This window comes from Cellulomonas phragmiteti, from assembly GCF_016862775.1.
GTDB classification, from domain to species: Bacteria; Actinomycetota; Actinomycetes; order Actinomycetales; family Cellulomonadaceae; genus Cellulomonas; species Cellulomonas phragmiteti.
Genome location: NZ_BONP01000042.1, coordinates 1 through 15,103 on the forward strand (window position 1 = coordinate 1; position 15,103 = coordinate 15,103).

Genomic DNA, 15,103 nt, shown 5'->3' on the forward strand with positions numbered 1-15,103 from the left:
CCTCCCGCGAGAGAGCAATCCAGCCCTCACCGGCGGACGAGCGGGTTCAGGCGCGGGGTCGTCGGCCCGCGGGGTACCAGCGGTTGCCGTAGCGGCGGGTCAGGTGGCCGTCGGTGGTCTCGGCGAGCTCGTCGAGGCGCTCGATGACGGCCCAGCCGACGCGTCGCGCGGCCGGGTCGTCGTCCGCCTGGAAGCGCACGGTCACGCGCGCCTGCCCGCGCACCACGCCGACGTCGAACGCCTCGACCGTCGTCAGCGCCCGGGCCGCGGCGACGGCCTGCGGCAGCACGTCGGGCGCGGACGTTCCGGGGCGCAGCAGCCCGACGGACGCGGTCACGCGGTACGACGGCACGCCGCTCCCGCACGGGCGGGCCGGCCGGCGTCGCCGACGGCGACCTTCGCCACGACCGGGGTGCCCACGGGCGACGACGCTACCGCCCACCGCCGACGACGCCGACGCCGGGCACCTCGTCCGGCAGCAGGACGGGCCGGGGCACCGGTGCCCCGTACCCGCGGGCCCGCGCCCGCAGCCACCGCGCGACGAGCCGAGGGTGGAACAGGGTGGTCGGCGGGTCCAGGAGCTGGTAGACGCGGGACATGGCGACCTGCGCGACGGTGTCACCGTGCGCGGTCAGGCGCCCCAGCTCGGCGATCCACCACCCCGACAGCACCGACAGCGGCGCGCGCGAGCGTGGCAGCCCGGCGAGCTCGCGGTCCGCGCTGGTCGCCATCTGCCACGGCAGCTCCGCGAGCCGCGCGCAGTCCCGCACGACGCGCGCGGCCGCGCCGTCTCCACCCAGCGGCTCGCGTGCGTCGGCGCGGCGCAGCCGCTGCGCCTCGAGCGCGGCGACGGTGATGCCCTGCCCGTACACCGGGTCGAGGGCGAACAGCGCGTCCCCGACGACGAGCAGACCGTCCGGCCACCCGGGCAGGCGGTCGTACCGGTGGCGGCGGTTGCCGGTCTGGCGGTGGGTCGCGACGTCCCCGTCGAGGGGCCCCGCGGCGGCGACGCGTGCGAGGGCGTCGTCCCGCAGCCCGGCGAGGAAGGTGCGCAGGCCGGGCAGGTCGCGCGGGGGGCGCTGCTCGCCCGCGCCGATGCCGGTGACCGTCCACCAGCCGTCCTCGGTGGGCAGCGCGAGCCCGCCGCCCTGCCCGGGCAGCTGCAGCAGGACGACCCCGCGGGCGCCCACCCGGTCCGCGGGCAGCCGCACGCGGACCGTCGCGTACCCGACGCGCGCGTCGAGCTCCTCCACCTGCGCCGCGGGCAGCCCGAGCCCGTCGAGCCACGTCGGGAGGCGGGAGGCCCGCCCGGAGGCGTCGACGACCAGGTGGGCGGGCCAGGCCCGGGTACCCGCGTCGTCCGCCGGGCCGGCGCCGGGCCCGTCGGACCACCCGGCAGTGGCGGCGTCCACCCACCAGCGGGGCTCGCCGGGCCCGCCGCGGCGCAGCCCGGTGACCCGCTGGTTGCCCACGACCCGCACGCCGGGCAGCGCCAGGACGCACTGCCGCAGCCGGTGCTCGAGCAGCGGACGCGTCGCGAGGAGCACCTCGACCTCGCGGACCGTGGGCGTCCAGCCCGCGGCGCTCAGCCACGCGAGGTCCCCGGTGTCGACGGGCACGGCACCGGCGGCGCGCAGGTTGTCGCCGAACCCCGGCAGCAGGTCCTCGATCGCCCGCAGGCCGCGGTGCAGCAGCAGGTGCGGCTGCCGGCCCTGCGGCACCCCCGGGCGCGGCTCGGGGCCGTCGGGCAGGTCGTCGCGGTCGAGCAGGGTGACGGTGCGGCCGTCCCGTGCGAGCGCGGCCGCGGCGAGCAGTCCGGCCATGCCCGCACCGATGACGACGACGTCCTGCTGCTGTGCCCCCGGGCTGCCCATGCCCCCATCCTCCGGGCGCACGACGCACCGCACCAGACCCGCTCGGCGACGTCCCGCTGATGACGGCCCGGCCCGCGGGCGTCCGTGTGCGCAGTTCGGGACACCACGTGTCCCGAACCCGCCCCAGCGCGTTCCGGTCGCCGCAGCGACCGTCGCCGGTCATGATCGGCTGGTCCACCCGCACCGCTCCCCCGAGGACGTCCGTGGCCCGCATCACCACCCCCGTGCAGCTCGGCCCGTCAACGCCGTGGCTGCCGGACGTCGCCCCGAGCGACCCCGACGAGGCGCTCGCGGCCGTCCGCCACTGGCCCGCGGACCTGCGACCGGGCACGGGGACGACGGCCGCGCTGTGGTCGCTGCTCGCGAGCCTCGCCGCGCACGACCTGGGTGTCGCGCGCGCCGTCGAGCCGCACCTGGACGCCCTGGCGATCCTCGACCAGGCGGGGCTCCCGGACACGGGCGCCCGCACGTGGGGCGTGTTCGCCGCCGAGGGTCCGGGGGTGCGGCTGGACGCGGTGCCGCTCGACGGCGGCTGGCGGCTGACCGGCACCAAGCCCTGGTGCTCCCTGGCGGACCGTCTCGACGCCGCGCTGGTCACCGCGCACCTGCCCGGCGGCGGGCGCGCGCTGTTCGCGGTCGACCTCGCCGGCCCGGGCGTCGCACCGGTCGACCAGCCGTGGGTGTCGCGCGGGCTGGTGGAGATCCCCTCGACGCCGGTCGCGTTCGACGACGTCCCGGCCACCGCCGTCGGCGGGCCCGGCTGGTACCTCGAGCGTCCCGGGTTCTGGTGGGGCGGGATCGGAGTGGCGGCCTGCTGGTACGGCGGCGCGGTGGGCCTGGCCCGAGCCCTGTGGGCGCGCGCGTCGGCGAGCGACGACCGGCTCGTCGCCATGCACCTGGGCGCGGTGGACGCCGGCCTGCAGGACGCGCGCCGGGCGCTCGCGGAGGCCGCGCTCGTCGTCGACGGCGACCTCGACCCCGGCGTCCCGGGGCCGGTCGTCGCCCAGCGGGTCCGCGCCACGGTCGCGCGGACCTGCGAGGACGTCCTGACGCGCGTCGGCCACGCCCTGGGCCCCGCGCCCCTCGCGCTGGACGCCGCGCACGCCAAGCGCGTCGCCGACCTGCAGGTCTACGTGCGCCAGCAGCACGCCGAGCGCGACGACGCGTCCCTGGGTGCCAAGCTCGCGGGGTGGGACGACGCGCCGTGGTGACGTTCGACGGGCGCGGGCCCGGCACCCCGCCGCACGTGTGGGACGAGCCGCTCGCCGCGCTGCCGCCGTGGCCGCTGCCGCGCGAGGGCCGCACCGTGGTCGTCGCGGCGCACCCCGACGACGAGACGCTGACGGCCGGTGGTCTGCTCGCCGAGCTCGCCGCCGCGGGCCGCCCCGCGGACGTCGTCGTGGTGTCCGACGGCGCCGCGTCGCACCCCGGCTCGCCGACGCTCGACCCCACCGCCCTGGCCCGCCGCCGCGTCGACGAGGTGCGCGCGGCCGTCGAGATCCTGTCGCCCGCGTCGGACGTCACGCTGCTCGGCCACCCCGACGGCGGCCTGTGCGAGTCGCGCGACCGGGTCACGGCCGACCTGCGGGCGATCCTCACGACGGGCGCACCGGTGCGCACGCTCGTCACGACGTGGCGCGGCGACGCGCACCGCGACCACCGGGTGCTCGCCGAGGTGTGCGCCGACCTGGCCGACGAGCTGGGGTGCACGCTGGCCGAGGCGCCGCTGTGGTTGTGGCACTGGGCGACGCCCGACGACCCGGCGGTGCCGTGGGACGACCTGCGCGCCCTGCCGCTGTCCGACCACGCGGTCGTCGTCAAGCAGCGCGCGGTCGCGGCGCACGAGACCCAGGTGCAGCCGTTGTCGGACCACCCCGCGGACGTGCCGGTGCTGCACCCGCGGTTCCTGCGGGGGTTCGACCGTGACCTCGAGCCGTTCGTCGTGCGGGAGCCGACGCGCCGCGACGACGGACCCGCGGACCGCGCGAGCCTGCCGGCCGCCTACTTCGACGCGACCTACGCCCGGCACGCGGACCCGTGGGGGTTCACCGACCGCCCGTACGAGGCGCGCAAGCGGGCTCTGACGCTGGCGGCCCTGCCCGACGAGCGGTACGGCCGCGCCCTGGAGGTCGGCTGCTCGATCGGCGTCCTCACCGCCGAGCTCGCGGCCCGCTGCGACGCCCTGACCGGCACCGACGTCGCCGACGCGGCCCTGGCGGCGGCACGGGCCCGCCTCGCCCACGCCCCGCACGTGCGGCTCGTGCACGGCGCGCTCGGCGGCACGGACGACGACGCCCTGCCCGGCGGCCCGTTCGACCTCGTCGTGCTCTCCGAGGTCGGGTACTACCTGTCCTGGGCGGACCTGACCGTCGCGCTGCCCGACCTGCTGACGCGCCTGTCACGCGGCGGCACCGTGCTGGCGTGCCACTGGCGGCACCCCGTCGAGGACTACCCGCTGCCCGGTGACGCGGTCCACCGCGCCCTGGCGCGCGCCGCGCAGGACGCCGGGCTGGCGCACCTCGTCGAGCACCGCGAGGCCGACCTGCTGCTCGACGTGTGGAGCCGCGACCCGCGGTCCGTGGCCGAGCGCACGGGGCTGCGGTGAGCGCGCCGGAGCCCGTCGCGCACGTCGCCGTCGTCGTCCCCGTGCGGGACGAGGAGGCGCTCCTCGGGCGCTGCCTGGTCGCGCTGGCGAGGGCCCGCCGCGAGCTGCTCGCCCGCGGCGGGTGCACGGTCGACGTCGTCGTGGTGCTCGACGCGTGCCGGGACGCGAGCGCGGACGTCGTCGCCCGGCACGGCGACGTGCGCGTCGTCACCCTCGACGCCGGCGACGTGGGGGCCGCCCGCCGCGCCGGGGTGCGCGCCGCGCTCGCCGCCGCACCCGGCGACCCGGCCCGCACGTGGCTGGCCGGCACGGACGCGGACTCCGAGGTCCGCGCGGACTGGCTGGTCGAGCACGTGCGGCTGGCCGACTGCGGGGCGGACGTCGTCGTCGGGACGGTGCACCCGGACCCCGCGGACCTCACGGCGGCCCAGTGGGCGGCGTGGCGGCGGACGCACGTCCCGGGCCGGCCCAACGGGCACGTGCACGGCGCGAACCTGGGGGTCCGGGCGTCGGCGTACCTGCGCGCGGGCGGGTTCGCCCCGGCCGCGGAGCACGAGGACGTCGACCTGGTGGCGCGGCTGCGGGCGACGGGCGCACGCGTGGTCGCCTCGGACGTGGTCGACGTGCGCACGTCCGGCCGGCCCGAGGGCCGCACGCCCGGCGGCTACGCCGGGCACCTGCGCACGACGCTGCTGCGGACGTGAGCACGTGGGGGCCGCTGCGGGCGCGGGACGGCCGCGCCTCAGGGGGCGGCGACGATGCGGAACCGCCAGCCGACGAACGCGGCCGCGACCGCCACGAGCGACCAGGCCACGGCACCCACGAGGGCGGAGTGCGCGGCGGCGACCAGCGGCAGCCCGCCGTCGGGGGTGTCCGCGAGCATCGTCGAGACGTACCACCGGTTGGCCCACCGCACGACGTCCGCGAGCGCGAGCAGCGCCGCCACGATCGCCACACCCCGGGCGAGCGCGTGCAGCCGCGTCTCGCGTCGGGGTGCGGGGCTCGCGTCGGTCATGACCGCACGATAGGCCGCGGCACGGCGCGCCGTCCGGGACCGCACGGGTGACCCGGTCACGGTCCGCGGGTCACGCGTCGGGCAGGTGCTCCTTGGCGTCGTCGTACGTCGCGGCGGCGGGCAGCTCGCCCGGTGCGTAGACGTGCTTGACGACCCCCCGCGGGAACACGTCGGTCCGCAGCAGGGTGAACGGCTGGATCGTGGTGGCGTCGGTGAACAGCCGCTCGCCGCGGCGGGCCGCGACCGGGTGGACGAACAGCCGCAGCTCGTCGAGCACACCGGCGTCGAGGAGCTGGCGGACCACCGTGATCGAGCCGGCGACCAGCACCTTGCCGAGCGTCGCGTCGTCCCGCAGCGACCGGACCGCGGCCACGACGTCGGCCGTCCGCTCGACGTTGCGCCACCCCAGGTCGCCGTCGCCGCGGGTCGCGACGAGCTTGCGCACGTCCCCGAGCTGGGCCGCGAAGGCGGCGTCCTCGCCGCCGGCGGCCTCGCGCTCGGGCCACGCCCCGACGAAGGAGTCGTACGTGACCCGCCCCAGGACGAGCACGTCGACGTCCTCGTAGTCCTCGCCGACGGCCGCGCCCATCTGCTCGTCGAAGTACGGGAAGTGCCAGTCAGGGTCGATCTCGGCGACGCCGTCGAGCGAGATGAACAGGGTGGACACGACGGTCGCCATGCGAACCTCCGGGGTCGAGGGGATCAGGGGTGTCGACCGGAGCCGACTCCCGGACTCATCGGGTCAGTCGGCGATGTCGAGCAGGTCGTCCGGGCTCGCGCGGCGGGCGCCGAGGCCCAGGTCCGCGACCAGGGCGTCGACGACGTCGGCGGACGCCGCGACCGCGATCTCCCGCGTGTGGATCGGCACGCCCACGCACCAGGTGCGGTCGTCCGGCCACACCAGCGACGGCACCGCCTCGTGGCGCAGCGCGAGCGCGGACCGCAGCGGTCCGGTCCACAGGTGGTAGGCCCGGTGCGGCAGGTGGAGCGGCTCGGCGGCCGGGCGCTCCACGCGCCTTGCGGCCAGGGCCTCGCGGGCCTCGGCCCGGGCTCGCTCCATCTCCGCGGCGTCGGGCGGCCCGTCACCGGTCCACACGACGGAGGTGCCCATGCCGGGCGCGTCTCGCGGGTCCGTCCCGTGGTCGTGCAGGAACCCCCAGCCCTCCCACAGGCCGCAGTGCACCGGCTGGTCCCCGGTGCCCTCCGCGAGCACGTCGAGCAGGCGCGCGAGGGCGGCGGCGTCCTCGGTCCCCTGCGGGTCGTCGGCCGGCGACGGCACGGGCACGACGGCGTACGCGTCGTACCCGTGCGGGACGGCGTGCCCGACGCTCGCGCCGAACGGCCCGAGGCGGGCAGCGATCCACGCGCCGGCGTCCGGGCCGTCGTCCCAGGACGCGCCGGCGGCGACGAGGTGGGGCGAGCCGGTCACACCACCACGCTACCCACGCGCACCCGGCGCCCCGCACGTAGCCTGGCCGACGTGACGAACCACGACCCGCACCCCGTCGAGCAGGTGTGCGTCGCCGGCCCGGCCGCCGACGTGGAGCTCGTCGAGCCGCGCGACGTGCCGCTGGGTGGTCCGCGCGCGATGACGGTGCGTCGCACCCTGCCGTCGAAGGCGCGCTCGCTGGTGGGGCCGTTCTGCTTCGCCGACCACTACGGGCCCGACGACGTCGCCGCGACCGGCGGCATGGACGTGCCGCCGCACCCGCACACCGGGCTGCAGACGGTGACGTGGCTGTTCGAGGGGTCGGTGCTGCACCGCGACGCGCTCGGCTCCGAGCAGGTCGTCGTGCCCGGGCAGCTCAACCTCATGACGGCGGGCGACGGGATCTGCCACAGCGAGGAGGCCACGCCCGCGCTGTTCCCCGACCGGCCCGTGCTGCACGGCGTGCAGCTGTGGACCGTGCTGCCGGAGTCCGCGCGGCACGGGGAGCGGGCCTTCGACCACGTCGCGGACGTCCCGTCGTTCGCCGTCGACGGCACGGTGGTGCGCGTGTTCATGGGGGCGCTGGGCGGCGTCGCGTCGCCGGCGCGCGCGTACTCGCCGCTCGTCGCGGCGCAGGTCGACGTCCCGGCGGGCGCGCGCGTGACGCTGCCCGTCGACGCGGCGTTCGAGCACGGGGTGCTCGTCGACACCGGGGTGCTGCGGTTCGAGGGGCACGACGTCGAGCGGTCGTGGCTCGCCTACGCGCCGCCGGGGCGCGACGTGCTCGTCCTCGAGGCCGGCGACGCGCCCGTGCGCGCGGTGCTCCTCGGCGGGGCACCGTTCGAGGAGCCCGTGCTCATGTGGTGGAACTTTGTGGGGCGCACGCACGACGAGGTCGTCGAGGCGCGCGCGCAGTGGCAGGCGTCCCTCACGGGCGACGCCGCCGGGCTGGCGCGGTTCGGTGAGGTGCAGGGCTACGACGGCCCGCCGCTGCCCGCCCCCGAGCTGCCGAACGTCCGGCTGCGCCCGCGCGAGCGCTGAGACCCGCCCGGGGGCCGGTCAGGTGGACCGTCGGAGCCGGGCGCAGAGGTAGCGCGTCTTGCCCGTGCGGAAGCGCTCGTGCGTGGACGAGCCGTCCAGCGCGGCGAACGGGCGGAAGGCGGGCCGAGCGACGCGCGGGATCCACGCCCGGACCAGCTCGGCGCGGCGGGCGTCGTCCAGCCGCAGCGCGTGCAGGACCTGCGCGGTGACGTCGTCCTCGTGCACGGGCACCAGGCCGCTGGACCGCAGCTGCGCGCGGGTGGCCGCCACGTCGTCCGCGCGGCGGAAGTCCGCCCACGCGAACGTGCCGCCGGGGCGCAGCACGCGGTGCACCTCGGCGACGAACCGCTCCGTCGACGGGTAGCAGTGCGAGGACTCGACGTTGAGGACGACGTCGAACGACGCGTCGTCGAACGGCAGCGCGAGCGCGTCGCCCTGCACGAACCGCAGGCCGGGCCCGCTGCGGTCCCGGCGGCTGAGGGCCACCGCCGACGCGGCCAGGTCCACGCCCGTCGTCGTCGCCGGGCCGAGCGTGCGCGCGACCCACGACACTCCCCCGCCGCGCCCGGACCCCACCTCGAGCACGTCGGCACCCGCGACGTCGACGCCGTCCAGCACGTGCGCGTACAGCCCGATGCCGTAGCGGTCCGGCTCGTCGGCGGGGTCGAGCACCAGCGGCGGGGCCGCGTCGTCCAGCGGCGCGTAGCCGTAGTTCATGAACGTCCACGCCGGTTGCCGGACGCGGGCGCCGAGCAGCTCGTAGCAGGCTCGCCAGGCGAGCTGTCGCAGACCCATCGGGTGAACGTACCCGTCGGCGCCCGCCTCAGGGAGCCGCGGGCGGGCGTCGGAGCCAGCGCCCGCGGGTGCGGCTCGCCGCCCACACGAGGGCGCCCGCGACGAGCAGCGTCACGAGCAGACCCGCGACGTGCCGCGCGAGCGAGCCCACCCCTCGATCCGGCAGCAGGAAGCCGTACGGGACCCAGCCGTCGGTGGCGCCCCGCACCAGGGTCACCGCCAACCACAGCAGCGGGTACGGCAGCACCCACCCCAGGCGACGCCACGGCAGCGGCGGACGGTCGCCGACGAGCAGCCAGTCCAGCGCGACGACGCACGGGAGCCCGACGTGCAGGACCGCGCTGATCCACGGGGCCGCACCCCCGGCGCCAGGGGTGAGGACGTTGTACACGACCGCGACGACCAGCAGGCAGGCCGCCGCGACCCCCCGTGCCAGGGTCAGGCCCGGCGGGACCCGCCGTCCGGCCACGAGGAGGGCACCCGTCACCACGAGCAGCAGGCTCGCGAGCAGGCTGGTCAGGTGGGTGAAGTACCCGAGGAAGTCGACGACCGCCCCCCGGCCCGCTGCACGCTGCGCTCCGTACGACACGGCGAGCACCACCAGGACCGCGACCCCGACCCCGATCCGGCACGCCCCGAGGACGACCGTGCGGGATCGGGGCGGCGGGGTCGGCGGCACGGCCGCGAGCCTAGGCCCGGCGGGTGCAGCCGTCGGACGGTCGACGCGTGCGCGCCGGCCTGTGCCACGATCGGCCTCGTGGAGCTCCCCCTGCCCTGGTCCCTCGTCCTCGTCGCTGCCGGCGCCTGGAACCTCGTCGTGTGGCCGCGGTTCTGGCAGCGCGTGAGCACCGACCCACGGGCGCGCGACGCCGAGGGCAGGGCGACCCGGTTCTTCACGGTGCACCTCGTGCTCGTCGTGGTGTCGCTCGTGCTCGGCGTCGCGGTCGGCGCCCTCGGGGTACTGACGCTGCTCTGACCCGCGGGGCGCGCGGGCCTCGGCCCGTCGCCGCCCGCCCCCTTCCCGCGTCGGCGCCCGACGAGGATCATCGGTGAGGTCCCGCCCGGCCGCGGCCCGCTGCCGGGCTGCCGAGGGGAAGGAGCGGCGGTGGACGGTGCCGAGCCCCACCGGGCGGACCGCGCCACGGGCGCACCACGCAGCGCGCAGGAGCTGGCCGAGCTGGCCGGACGGACCCCGCCGGCCTCGATCCCGGAGGTCGTCGAGCGCCTGGAGGCCATCGGGGCGCACGCCGCAGCGACGTCGGTGCTCGGCGACGGGGACGGCATCGCGTCGTTCACGCGGCTGTACGTCGTCATCACCCGGCGGGTGGGCGAGATGGTGGAGGCCGGGGAGTTCGCGTCGTCGCCGTTCCTCGTGGGCCTCGACCTGGAGTTCGCCGCACGCTACTTCGACGCGCTGCGCCGCTACGCCGCCGACGTCCACGGGGCTCCCGGCGTGTGGCGCGTCCTGTTCGACCACCGCAGCGACCCGACGGTGCCGCCCGTGAACTTCGCCGTGCTCGGCGTCAACGCCCACATCAACTACGACCTCGCGCACGCGCTGATCGCCACCTGGCGCCGGATCCCCCCGGACGGCGCGGACAGGCGCGGCTCGCAGTACCACGACTACCTGCTCGTCAACGACGTGTTCGACCAGGAGATGGACGGGCTGCGCGAGGAGCTGGGCTCGCTCCTGTCGTCCGGCCCGGACGGCGCGCCCTGGGACGTCGCCGCGAACTGGCTCTCCGACCTCGTCGTCACGTTCACCCGCGACCTCGCCTGGGTCGAGGCCACGCGCGTGTGGTCCCAGGGCGCCACGCCGGAGGCGTGCACGGCGTCGGAGCGCCGGCTCGACGCGATCGCGACGTACATCGGACGGGGTCTGCTGCGGGCTCCCCTGCCGTTCTGAGCGGGCGAGGGGCCAGTCGGGCCGGGGTCCGGTCCGTGTATATTCACTGCACTGGACTGCAACTAATATATGCATCGGAGTGCACATGCCCGCGTCGTACCTGCCGCGTCTCGTCGACGAGCAACTGCGACGCAGCCTGCGCTCTGCCGGTGCCGTCCTGCTCGAGGGGCCGAAGGCCTGCGGGAAGACCACCACCGGGCGCCAGCAGGCCGCATCGACCGTCCGCCTGGACGCCAGCCCCCAGCTCCGGGCTGCGGGAGCGGCGGACCCGAACCTCCTCCTCGACGGCCCGGCGCCTCGGCTCGTCGACGAGTGGCAACTCGTCCCCGGGGTCTGGAATGCCGTCCGGTACCAGGTGGACGAGCGCCAGGCGGACGGGCAGTTCATCCTCACCGGCTCCGCTACACCCGCCGACGACCTCACACGGCACACCGGAGCCGGCCGTGTGGCACGGATCCGGATGGCTCCCATGTCGCTGTACGAGACAGGGGCATCGGACGGCGCAGTCTCGCTCGCGGGAATGTTCGACGGCGCCCGCGCGTCGAGCGCCGGGTCCGACGTCGACCTCCACGGTGTCGCCGAGCTCCTGTGCCGCGGCGGATGGCCGGCAAACCTGCACCGCGACCTCGGGGACGCGCTCAACGCCAACCGCGACTACCTGAGGACCATCACCTCGGCCGACATCGTCACCGTCGACGGGGTGCGCCGAGACCCGCGGAAGGTCAATGACCTGATCTACGCCCTCGCACGCAGCAACGGCACCTACGTCACCGACAAGACCCTCCAGGCAGACGTCACCGGCCGCGGGCAGTCGCTGGCTACCAGGACGCTCACCTCCTACCTCGACGCCCTGCAACGGCTGTGGATCGCGGTCGAGCAGACCGCGTGGGGGCAGCACCTCCGGTCGGGCGCGCAGCTGCGCAAGTCACCGAAGCGGCACCTGGTCGACCCGTCGCTCGCGGTCGCGGCGCTGGGCGCGTCCCCGCGGTCGCTCGTCGCCGACCCCGAGGCGTTCGGACAGCACATCGAGAGTCTCGCGTTCCGTGACCTGTCGATCTACGCGCAGGCGATCGGCGGCACCGTCCATGCGTACCAGGAGAGCTCAGGGGCAGAGCTCGACGCGGTCGTGGTCCGCGACGACCAGTGGATCGGTATCGAGGTCAAGCTGTCGGCGCGGCCCGAGATCGTCGATCCCGCAGCGGCCGGCCTGCTGGCCATCGCCCGCCACATGCGCCGCCCCCCCGCTGCGCTAGCCGTCGTGACCGCGACGGGTCCGTCGTACCGGCGCCCCGACGGGGTCGACGTCGTCTCGCTCCTCAGCCTCGGGCCCTGACACGGCATGCGGGAGGCCAGGACAGGTCGGGGACGCGCCCGAGCAGCCGTCGTCGCCGAGGCGGGAGTCAGATGCCGCGCCTCCCGGGTCACTCGTCGAGGGCGGCCGCGACCGCCCGCAGCTCGTCGAGCACGCGCCGGACGACCAGCCGCTCGGCGCGGTCCCGGCGCACCAGCGCGTCGATCCGCCGTCCGGCCCGCACGCCGGTGAGCGGGACGAGGCGAACGCGGGCGCCGCCGCCGAACGCGTACCGGGGCAGCAGCGACACCCCGTGGCCGGCCTCGACGAGCGCCTCGACCACGTGGAAGTCGTTCACCCGGTGCACGATCCGCGGTGCCGCGCCGGACCGTGCACCGACGCCGGCGAGCACCCGTGCCACCGGGAACCCCTCGCGCACGGCGATCCAGGGCACGTCCCGCAGGTCCGCAGGGCCGACCTGCGTCCGCTGCGCCAGCGGGTGGTCGAGCGGGACCGCGACGTCGAGCGGCTCGCGCAGCAAGGGCACGACGCGCAGCGCGTCGCCGCCGGGCCAGCCGGCCTCCTCGTCGGGCCGGTGGGCGATCACGACGTCCATCCGGTCGGTCAGCGCGACGAAGTCGTCCTGCGCGACGTCCTCGTCCGAGCACTCGAGCGTGAGCCCGTCGATGGCGGCCACGCGGGTGAGCAGGGCGGGGAGCAGCAGCAGCGCCGCGCTTTGGAAGGCCGAGACGCGCACCAGCCCCTGGGGCCGCGTCAGGAACCTGTCGCACGCCGCCCGCGCCCGTTCGAGGGCGACGGCGACGTCCAGGGCGGCCTCGGCCAGCGCCTCCCCCGCGGGCGTCAGCCGCAGCCCGCGGCCGACGCGCTCGGTCAGGGGCACACCGACCTCGCGCTGCAGCAGCGCGACCTGCTGGGACACGGCCGACGGGGTCAGGTGCAGCACCCGCGCGGCGGCGGTGACGCCGCCCTGCGAGCCCACCGCCCGGAGCGTCTCGAGGGCACGGGCGTCCATGCAGCAACGCTACATCGTCACGTCAGTACTTTTCGATGGTGGTGCACGGTGGGCAGGGCCCATGCTCGGCACGTGCCCACTCGCGACCGCCTCCTCGCCGCTCTCGTCGCGGTGTGCTGGGGGCTGAACTTCCCGGCGATCCACCTGTCGCTCGAGCAGTTCCCGCCGTTCTTCCTGGTCGCGGTCAGGTTCGCGCTCATCGCCGTGCCGACGCTCCTGCTGGTCCCGCGGCCGGCCGCTCCCTGGCGGTGGATCGCGCTCTACGGCCTGGGGTTCGGCGTCCTGCAGTTCACGTTCCTGTACCTGGCGATGTCCAGCGGCATGCCGACCGGCCTGGCGTCCCTGGTGCTCCAGTCGTCAGGCCCGTTCACCGTCCTGCTGGCGGCGGCCTTCCTGCGTGAGCGGATCACGGCCCGGCAGGGCGCCGGAGTCCTGCTCGCGGTCGCCGGCCTCGCCGGGATCGCCGCGTACCGGGCCGGTCAGGTGGGCGGCGCGGCCGTGGTCCCGGTGCTGCTGACCCTGTGCGGCGGTCTCGGCTGGGCCGTCGGCAACCTGGGCAGCCGACGCGCGGGACAGGCGCAGCCGGGTGAGCCGTTCCGGCTCATGCTCTGGATGTCCGTGGTGCCGCCGCTGCCGCTGCTGGCGCTGTCTCTCGCCGTCGAGGGCCCCGCGCGGATCGCCGGTTCGTTCCACGGGCTCGGCAGCACCCGGGGGCTCCTCGCGCTCGGCGGGCTGGCGTTCACCGTCGTCGTCGCCACGCTCGTCGGTTCCGGGCTGTGGACCACCCTGATGGGCCGGCACCCGTCCAGCACGGTGGCGCCGTTCTCGATGCTCGTGCCCGTCGTCGGCATCGGCGCCTCGTGGCTGCTGCTGCGCGAGCGCACGTCGCCGACGGAGCTGGCCTGCGGTGCCCTGGTGGTCGCCGGGGTGCTGCTGGGCAGCACGCGTCGACGTCGCTCGACGTCCGCCGCCGCGCCTGCCCCGACGCGCGCCCTCGACCTCGACGAGGGCTCGCGACAGGCGGTGGCGCCGGGACTGACCGGGAGGGGCGGCTCGGGCCCGGACCGGGCGGCTCCGTAGCAGGTGCCGCCGCGGCCCTCACGGGCGCACTCTCCTCCCCTTGCGCGGGGCGGGCTCGCCGTCGACGTGCGCGGCCCACTCGGCGGGCAGCTTCATGGTGCGCTGCACCCACGCGTCGGCCTCGTCGACCGACAGCCCACGCAGCTGCGAGATCATCAGGGCCCTCGGCCGCCCGGAGAGGCCCACGACGATCGAGAGCACAGCGGTGAGCACGGCGACCCCGCACCACACCAGTGTCGCCACCAGGTACCAGTCCGGGACCGTGGCGGGATCCGGGTAGGCCTCGAGCACGAGGCAGAGCACGAGCGCGCCCGCCACCACGACCATCAGGCCGGCAGTCAGGACCCGCACGATCCTCGCCGCCCGCCCCGGCCGGATCCCGTACGGGCCCGCGGTGAAGTAGGCCCACCGGGCGAGGTACCGCGCGTACCGCACGGGTGCGAAGGTCCGGTGCAGGACGACGCCCATACCGATCACCAAAGCGGTGATCACAACGGCTGCGACGACCATCATGAGCATCATGCCCGACGGTGCGAGCAGGCGCGGATCGTACCGCTGCTCGCCCGGCCGCCGGCCCGATCTGCGATCCCATCGGCCACGCGGCGAGGACGAGACCGATCGGGGGCGCCGCAGGTCACAGCGTCAACCAGCCCTGCAACAGCAACCGCCACCAACGCAACGAGCCGGACCCCTGAGGGTCCGGCTCGTTGCCGATGTCCTGAGACATCCACGGCGGGATGGTGACACAACTGCCTTGACCTGCGCGTCCGGGAGCCCGCGGGGACATGCAGTCACACGACTTCGGTCTCGACGCTCACACCGCAACGCGCTGAACTGCAAGAACGCGCGATCCCGCGTGGACGCTGCCGCGAGCTGGATCGGACGCGATCACGGACGCGTCGCACGGCCCATCTTGCGGTTCGCGAAGGGGCGGCGTCCGTAGTGCGCCGCGAACTGAGTCAGCAGTGCGGCTTCGACGTCCTCCGGATCCGTCTGCGGGGTGGGCAACCACGCGACCAGCAGATCGTCGGCAT

General features: G+C 76.2%; 17 protein-coding genes. 8 read left to right on the forward strand and 9 right to left on the reverse strand.

Features of this window, described 5'->3' with window-relative positions; genetic code table 11:
- Positions 1–46 precede the first annotated feature (46 nt).
- Both Cph01nite_RS18380 and Cph01nite_RS18385 read right to left on the reverse strand, forming a co-directional pair.
- On the reverse strand, positions 47–352 hold the full coding sequence (locus Cph01nite_RS18380) for a hypothetical protein (RefSeq protein ID WP_203676402.1): 306 nt from the start codon (positions 350–352) through the stop codon (positions 47–49).
- 79 nt (positions 353–431) lie between these two features.
- Complete coding sequence (locus tag Cph01nite_RS18385; RefSeq protein ID WP_203676407.1) at positions 432–1,874, reverse strand: NAD(P)/FAD-dependent oxidoreductase; 1,443 nt, start codon at positions 1,872–1,874, stop codon at positions 432–434.
- 161 nt (positions 1,875–2,035) lie between these two features.
- On the opposite strand from Cph01nite_RS18385, the gene Cph01nite_RS18390 reads away from it, so the two are divergent.
- Genes Cph01nite_RS18390 through Cph01nite_RS18400 form a run of 3 tightly spaced genes read left to right on the forward strand, consistent with a single transcriptional unit; the run spans position 2,036 to position 5,183 of the window.
- Positions 2,036–3,085 (forward strand): acyl-CoA dehydrogenase family protein, encoded by a 1,050-nt coding sequence (locus Cph01nite_RS18390; protein ID WP_203676409.1) that lies wholly within the window; start codon positions 2,036–2,038, stop codon positions 3,083–3,085.
- Entirely contained in the window at positions 3,064–4,479 is a 1,416-nt protein-coding gene (locus Cph01nite_RS18395; protein ID WP_239069359.1) for a bifunctional PIG-L family deacetylase/class I SAM-dependent methyltransferase, read from the forward strand. Before Cph01nite_RS18390 ends, Cph01nite_RS18395 begins: the two co-directional genes overlap by 22 nt.
- Positions 4,476–5,183, forward strand: a complete 708-nt coding sequence (locus Cph01nite_RS18400) for a glycosyltransferase family 2 protein (protein ID WP_203676410.1) — start codon at positions 4,476–4,478, stop codon at positions 5,181–5,183. Before Cph01nite_RS18395 ends, Cph01nite_RS18400 begins: the two co-directional genes overlap by 4 nt.
- A gap of 38 nt (positions 5,184–5,221) precedes the next feature.
- Here Cph01nite_RS18400 and Cph01nite_RS18405 read toward each other — a convergent pair whose 3' ends face one another.
- The 3 genes from Cph01nite_RS18405 to Cph01nite_RS18415 all read right to left on the reverse strand — a co-directional run bounded on the left by Cph01nite_RS18405 (position 5,222) and on the right by Cph01nite_RS18415 (position 6,923).
- The gene (locus tag Cph01nite_RS18405) at positions 5,222–5,494 is read right to left on the reverse strand and encodes a hypothetical protein (protein ID WP_203676411.1); all 273 of its coding nucleotides are present in this window, start codon (positions 5,492–5,494) and stop codon (positions 5,222–5,224) included.
- Positions 5,495–5,564: 70 nt separating this feature from the next.
- Complete coding sequence (locus Cph01nite_RS18410; protein ID WP_203676414.1) at positions 5,565–6,173, reverse strand: dihydrofolate reductase family protein; 609 nt, start codon at positions 6,171–6,173, stop codon at positions 5,565–5,567.
- 63 nt (positions 6,174–6,236) lie between these two features.
- Positions 6,237–6,923, reverse strand: a complete 687-nt coding sequence (locus Cph01nite_RS18415; RefSeq protein WP_203676416.1) for a hypothetical protein — start codon at positions 6,921–6,923, stop codon at positions 6,237–6,239.
- Positions 6,924–6,974: 51 nt separating this feature from the next.
- On the opposite strand from Cph01nite_RS18415, the gene Cph01nite_RS18420 reads away from it, so the two are divergent.
- Entirely contained in the window at positions 6,975–7,964 is a 990-nt protein-coding gene (locus Cph01nite_RS18420; RefSeq protein ID WP_203676418.1) for a pirin family protein, read from the forward strand.
- Between the two features lie 18 nt (positions 7,965–7,982).
- Here the strand turns inward: Cph01nite_RS18420 and Cph01nite_RS18425 are convergent, their stop codons facing one another.
- Both Cph01nite_RS18425 and Cph01nite_RS18430 read right to left on the reverse strand, forming a co-directional pair.
- Positions 7,983–8,759, reverse strand: coding sequence for a class I SAM-dependent methyltransferase (locus tag Cph01nite_RS18425; protein ID WP_203676420.1), 777 nt, complete (start codon positions 8,757–8,759; stop codon positions 7,983–7,985).
- A gap of 28 nt (positions 8,760–8,787) precedes the next feature.
- Positions 8,788–9,438, reverse strand: coding sequence for a Pr6Pr family membrane protein (locus tag Cph01nite_RS18430; RefSeq protein ID WP_203676422.1), 651 nt, complete (start codon positions 9,436–9,438; stop codon positions 8,788–8,790).
- Between the two features lie 78 nt (positions 9,439–9,516).
- Here Cph01nite_RS18430 and Cph01nite_RS18435 point away from each other — a divergent pair, with 78 nt between their 5' ends.
- From Cph01nite_RS18435 to Cph01nite_RS18445, 3 genes are all read left to right on the forward strand, one after another.
- Positions 9,517–9,735: an SCO4848 family membrane protein gene (locus Cph01nite_RS18435; RefSeq protein ID WP_203676424.1), complete on the forward strand. Its 219-nt coding sequence runs from the start codon at positions 9,517–9,519 to the stop codon at positions 9,733–9,735.
- A 129-nt stretch (positions 9,736–9,864) separates the two neighbouring features.
- On the forward strand, positions 9,865–10,665 hold the full coding sequence (locus Cph01nite_RS18440; RefSeq protein WP_203676426.1) for a DUF5995 family protein: 801 nt from the start codon (positions 9,865–9,867) through the stop codon (positions 10,663–10,665).
- Between the two features lie 85 nt (positions 10,666–10,750).
- Complete coding sequence (locus Cph01nite_RS18445; protein WP_203676427.1) at positions 10,751–11,998, forward strand: ATP-binding protein; 1,248 nt, start codon at positions 10,751–10,753, stop codon at positions 11,996–11,998.
- Positions 11,999–12,086: 88 nt separating this feature from the next.
- On the opposite strand, the gene Cph01nite_RS18450 is transcribed toward Cph01nite_RS18445, so the two are convergent.
- Positions 12,087–12,989 carry a LysR family transcriptional regulator gene (locus tag Cph01nite_RS18450; RefSeq protein WP_203676429.1) on the reverse strand — a complete coding sequence of 301 codons (903 nt, stop codon included), beginning with the start codon at positions 12,987–12,989 and terminating at the stop codon, positions 12,087–12,089.
- Positions 12,990–13,061: 72 nt separating this feature from the next.
- On the opposite strand from Cph01nite_RS18450, the gene Cph01nite_RS18455 reads away from it, so the two are divergent.
- Entirely contained in the window at positions 13,062–14,069 is a 1,008-nt protein-coding gene (locus Cph01nite_RS18455; protein ID WP_203676430.1) for an EamA family transporter, read from the forward strand.
- 18 nt (positions 14,070–14,087) lie between these two features.
- Here the strand turns inward: Cph01nite_RS18455 and Cph01nite_RS18460 are convergent, their stop codons facing one another.
- Complete coding sequence (locus tag Cph01nite_RS18460) at positions 14,088–14,591, reverse strand: hypothetical protein (protein ID WP_203676431.1); 504 nt, start codon at positions 14,589–14,591, stop codon at positions 14,088–14,090.
- Positions 14,592–15,103 lie beyond the last annotated feature (512 nt).

Excerpts from the sequence above, each read along its gene's own strand:
- Cph01nite_RS18385 (WP_203676407.1), bottom strand. The coding sequence starts at position 1,874 with ATGGGCAGCCCGGGGGCACAGCAGCAGGACGTCGTCGTCATCGGTGCG.
- Cph01nite_RS18390 (WP_203676409.1), top strand. The coding sequence starts at position 2,036 with ATGATCGGCTGGTCCACCCGCACCGCTCCCCCGAGGACGTCCGTGGCC.
- Cph01nite_RS18405 (WP_203676411.1), bottom strand. The coding sequence starts at position 5,494 with ATGACCGACGCGAGCCCCGCACCCCGACGCGAGACGCGGCTGCACGCG.
- Cph01nite_RS18410 (WP_203676414.1), bottom strand. The coding sequence starts at position 6,173 with ATGGCGACCGTCGTGTCCACCCTGTTCATCTCGCTCGACGGCGTCGCC.
- Cph01nite_RS18425 (WP_203676420.1), bottom strand. The coding sequence starts at position 8,759 with ATGGGTCTGCGACAGCTCGCCTGGCGAGCCTGCTACGAGCTGCTCGGC.
- Cph01nite_RS18445 (WP_203676427.1), top strand. The coding sequence starts at position 10,751 with ATGCCCGCGTCGTACCTGCCGCGTCTCGTCGACGAGCAACTGCGACGC.
- Cph01nite_RS18450 (WP_203676429.1), bottom strand. The coding sequence starts at position 12,989 with ATGGACGCCCGTGCCCTCGAGACGCTCCGGGCGGTGGGCTCGCAGGGC.
- Cph01nite_RS18460 (WP_203676431.1), bottom strand. The coding sequence starts at position 14,591 with ATGATGCTCATGATGGTCGTCGCAGCCGTTGTGATCACCGCTTTGGTG.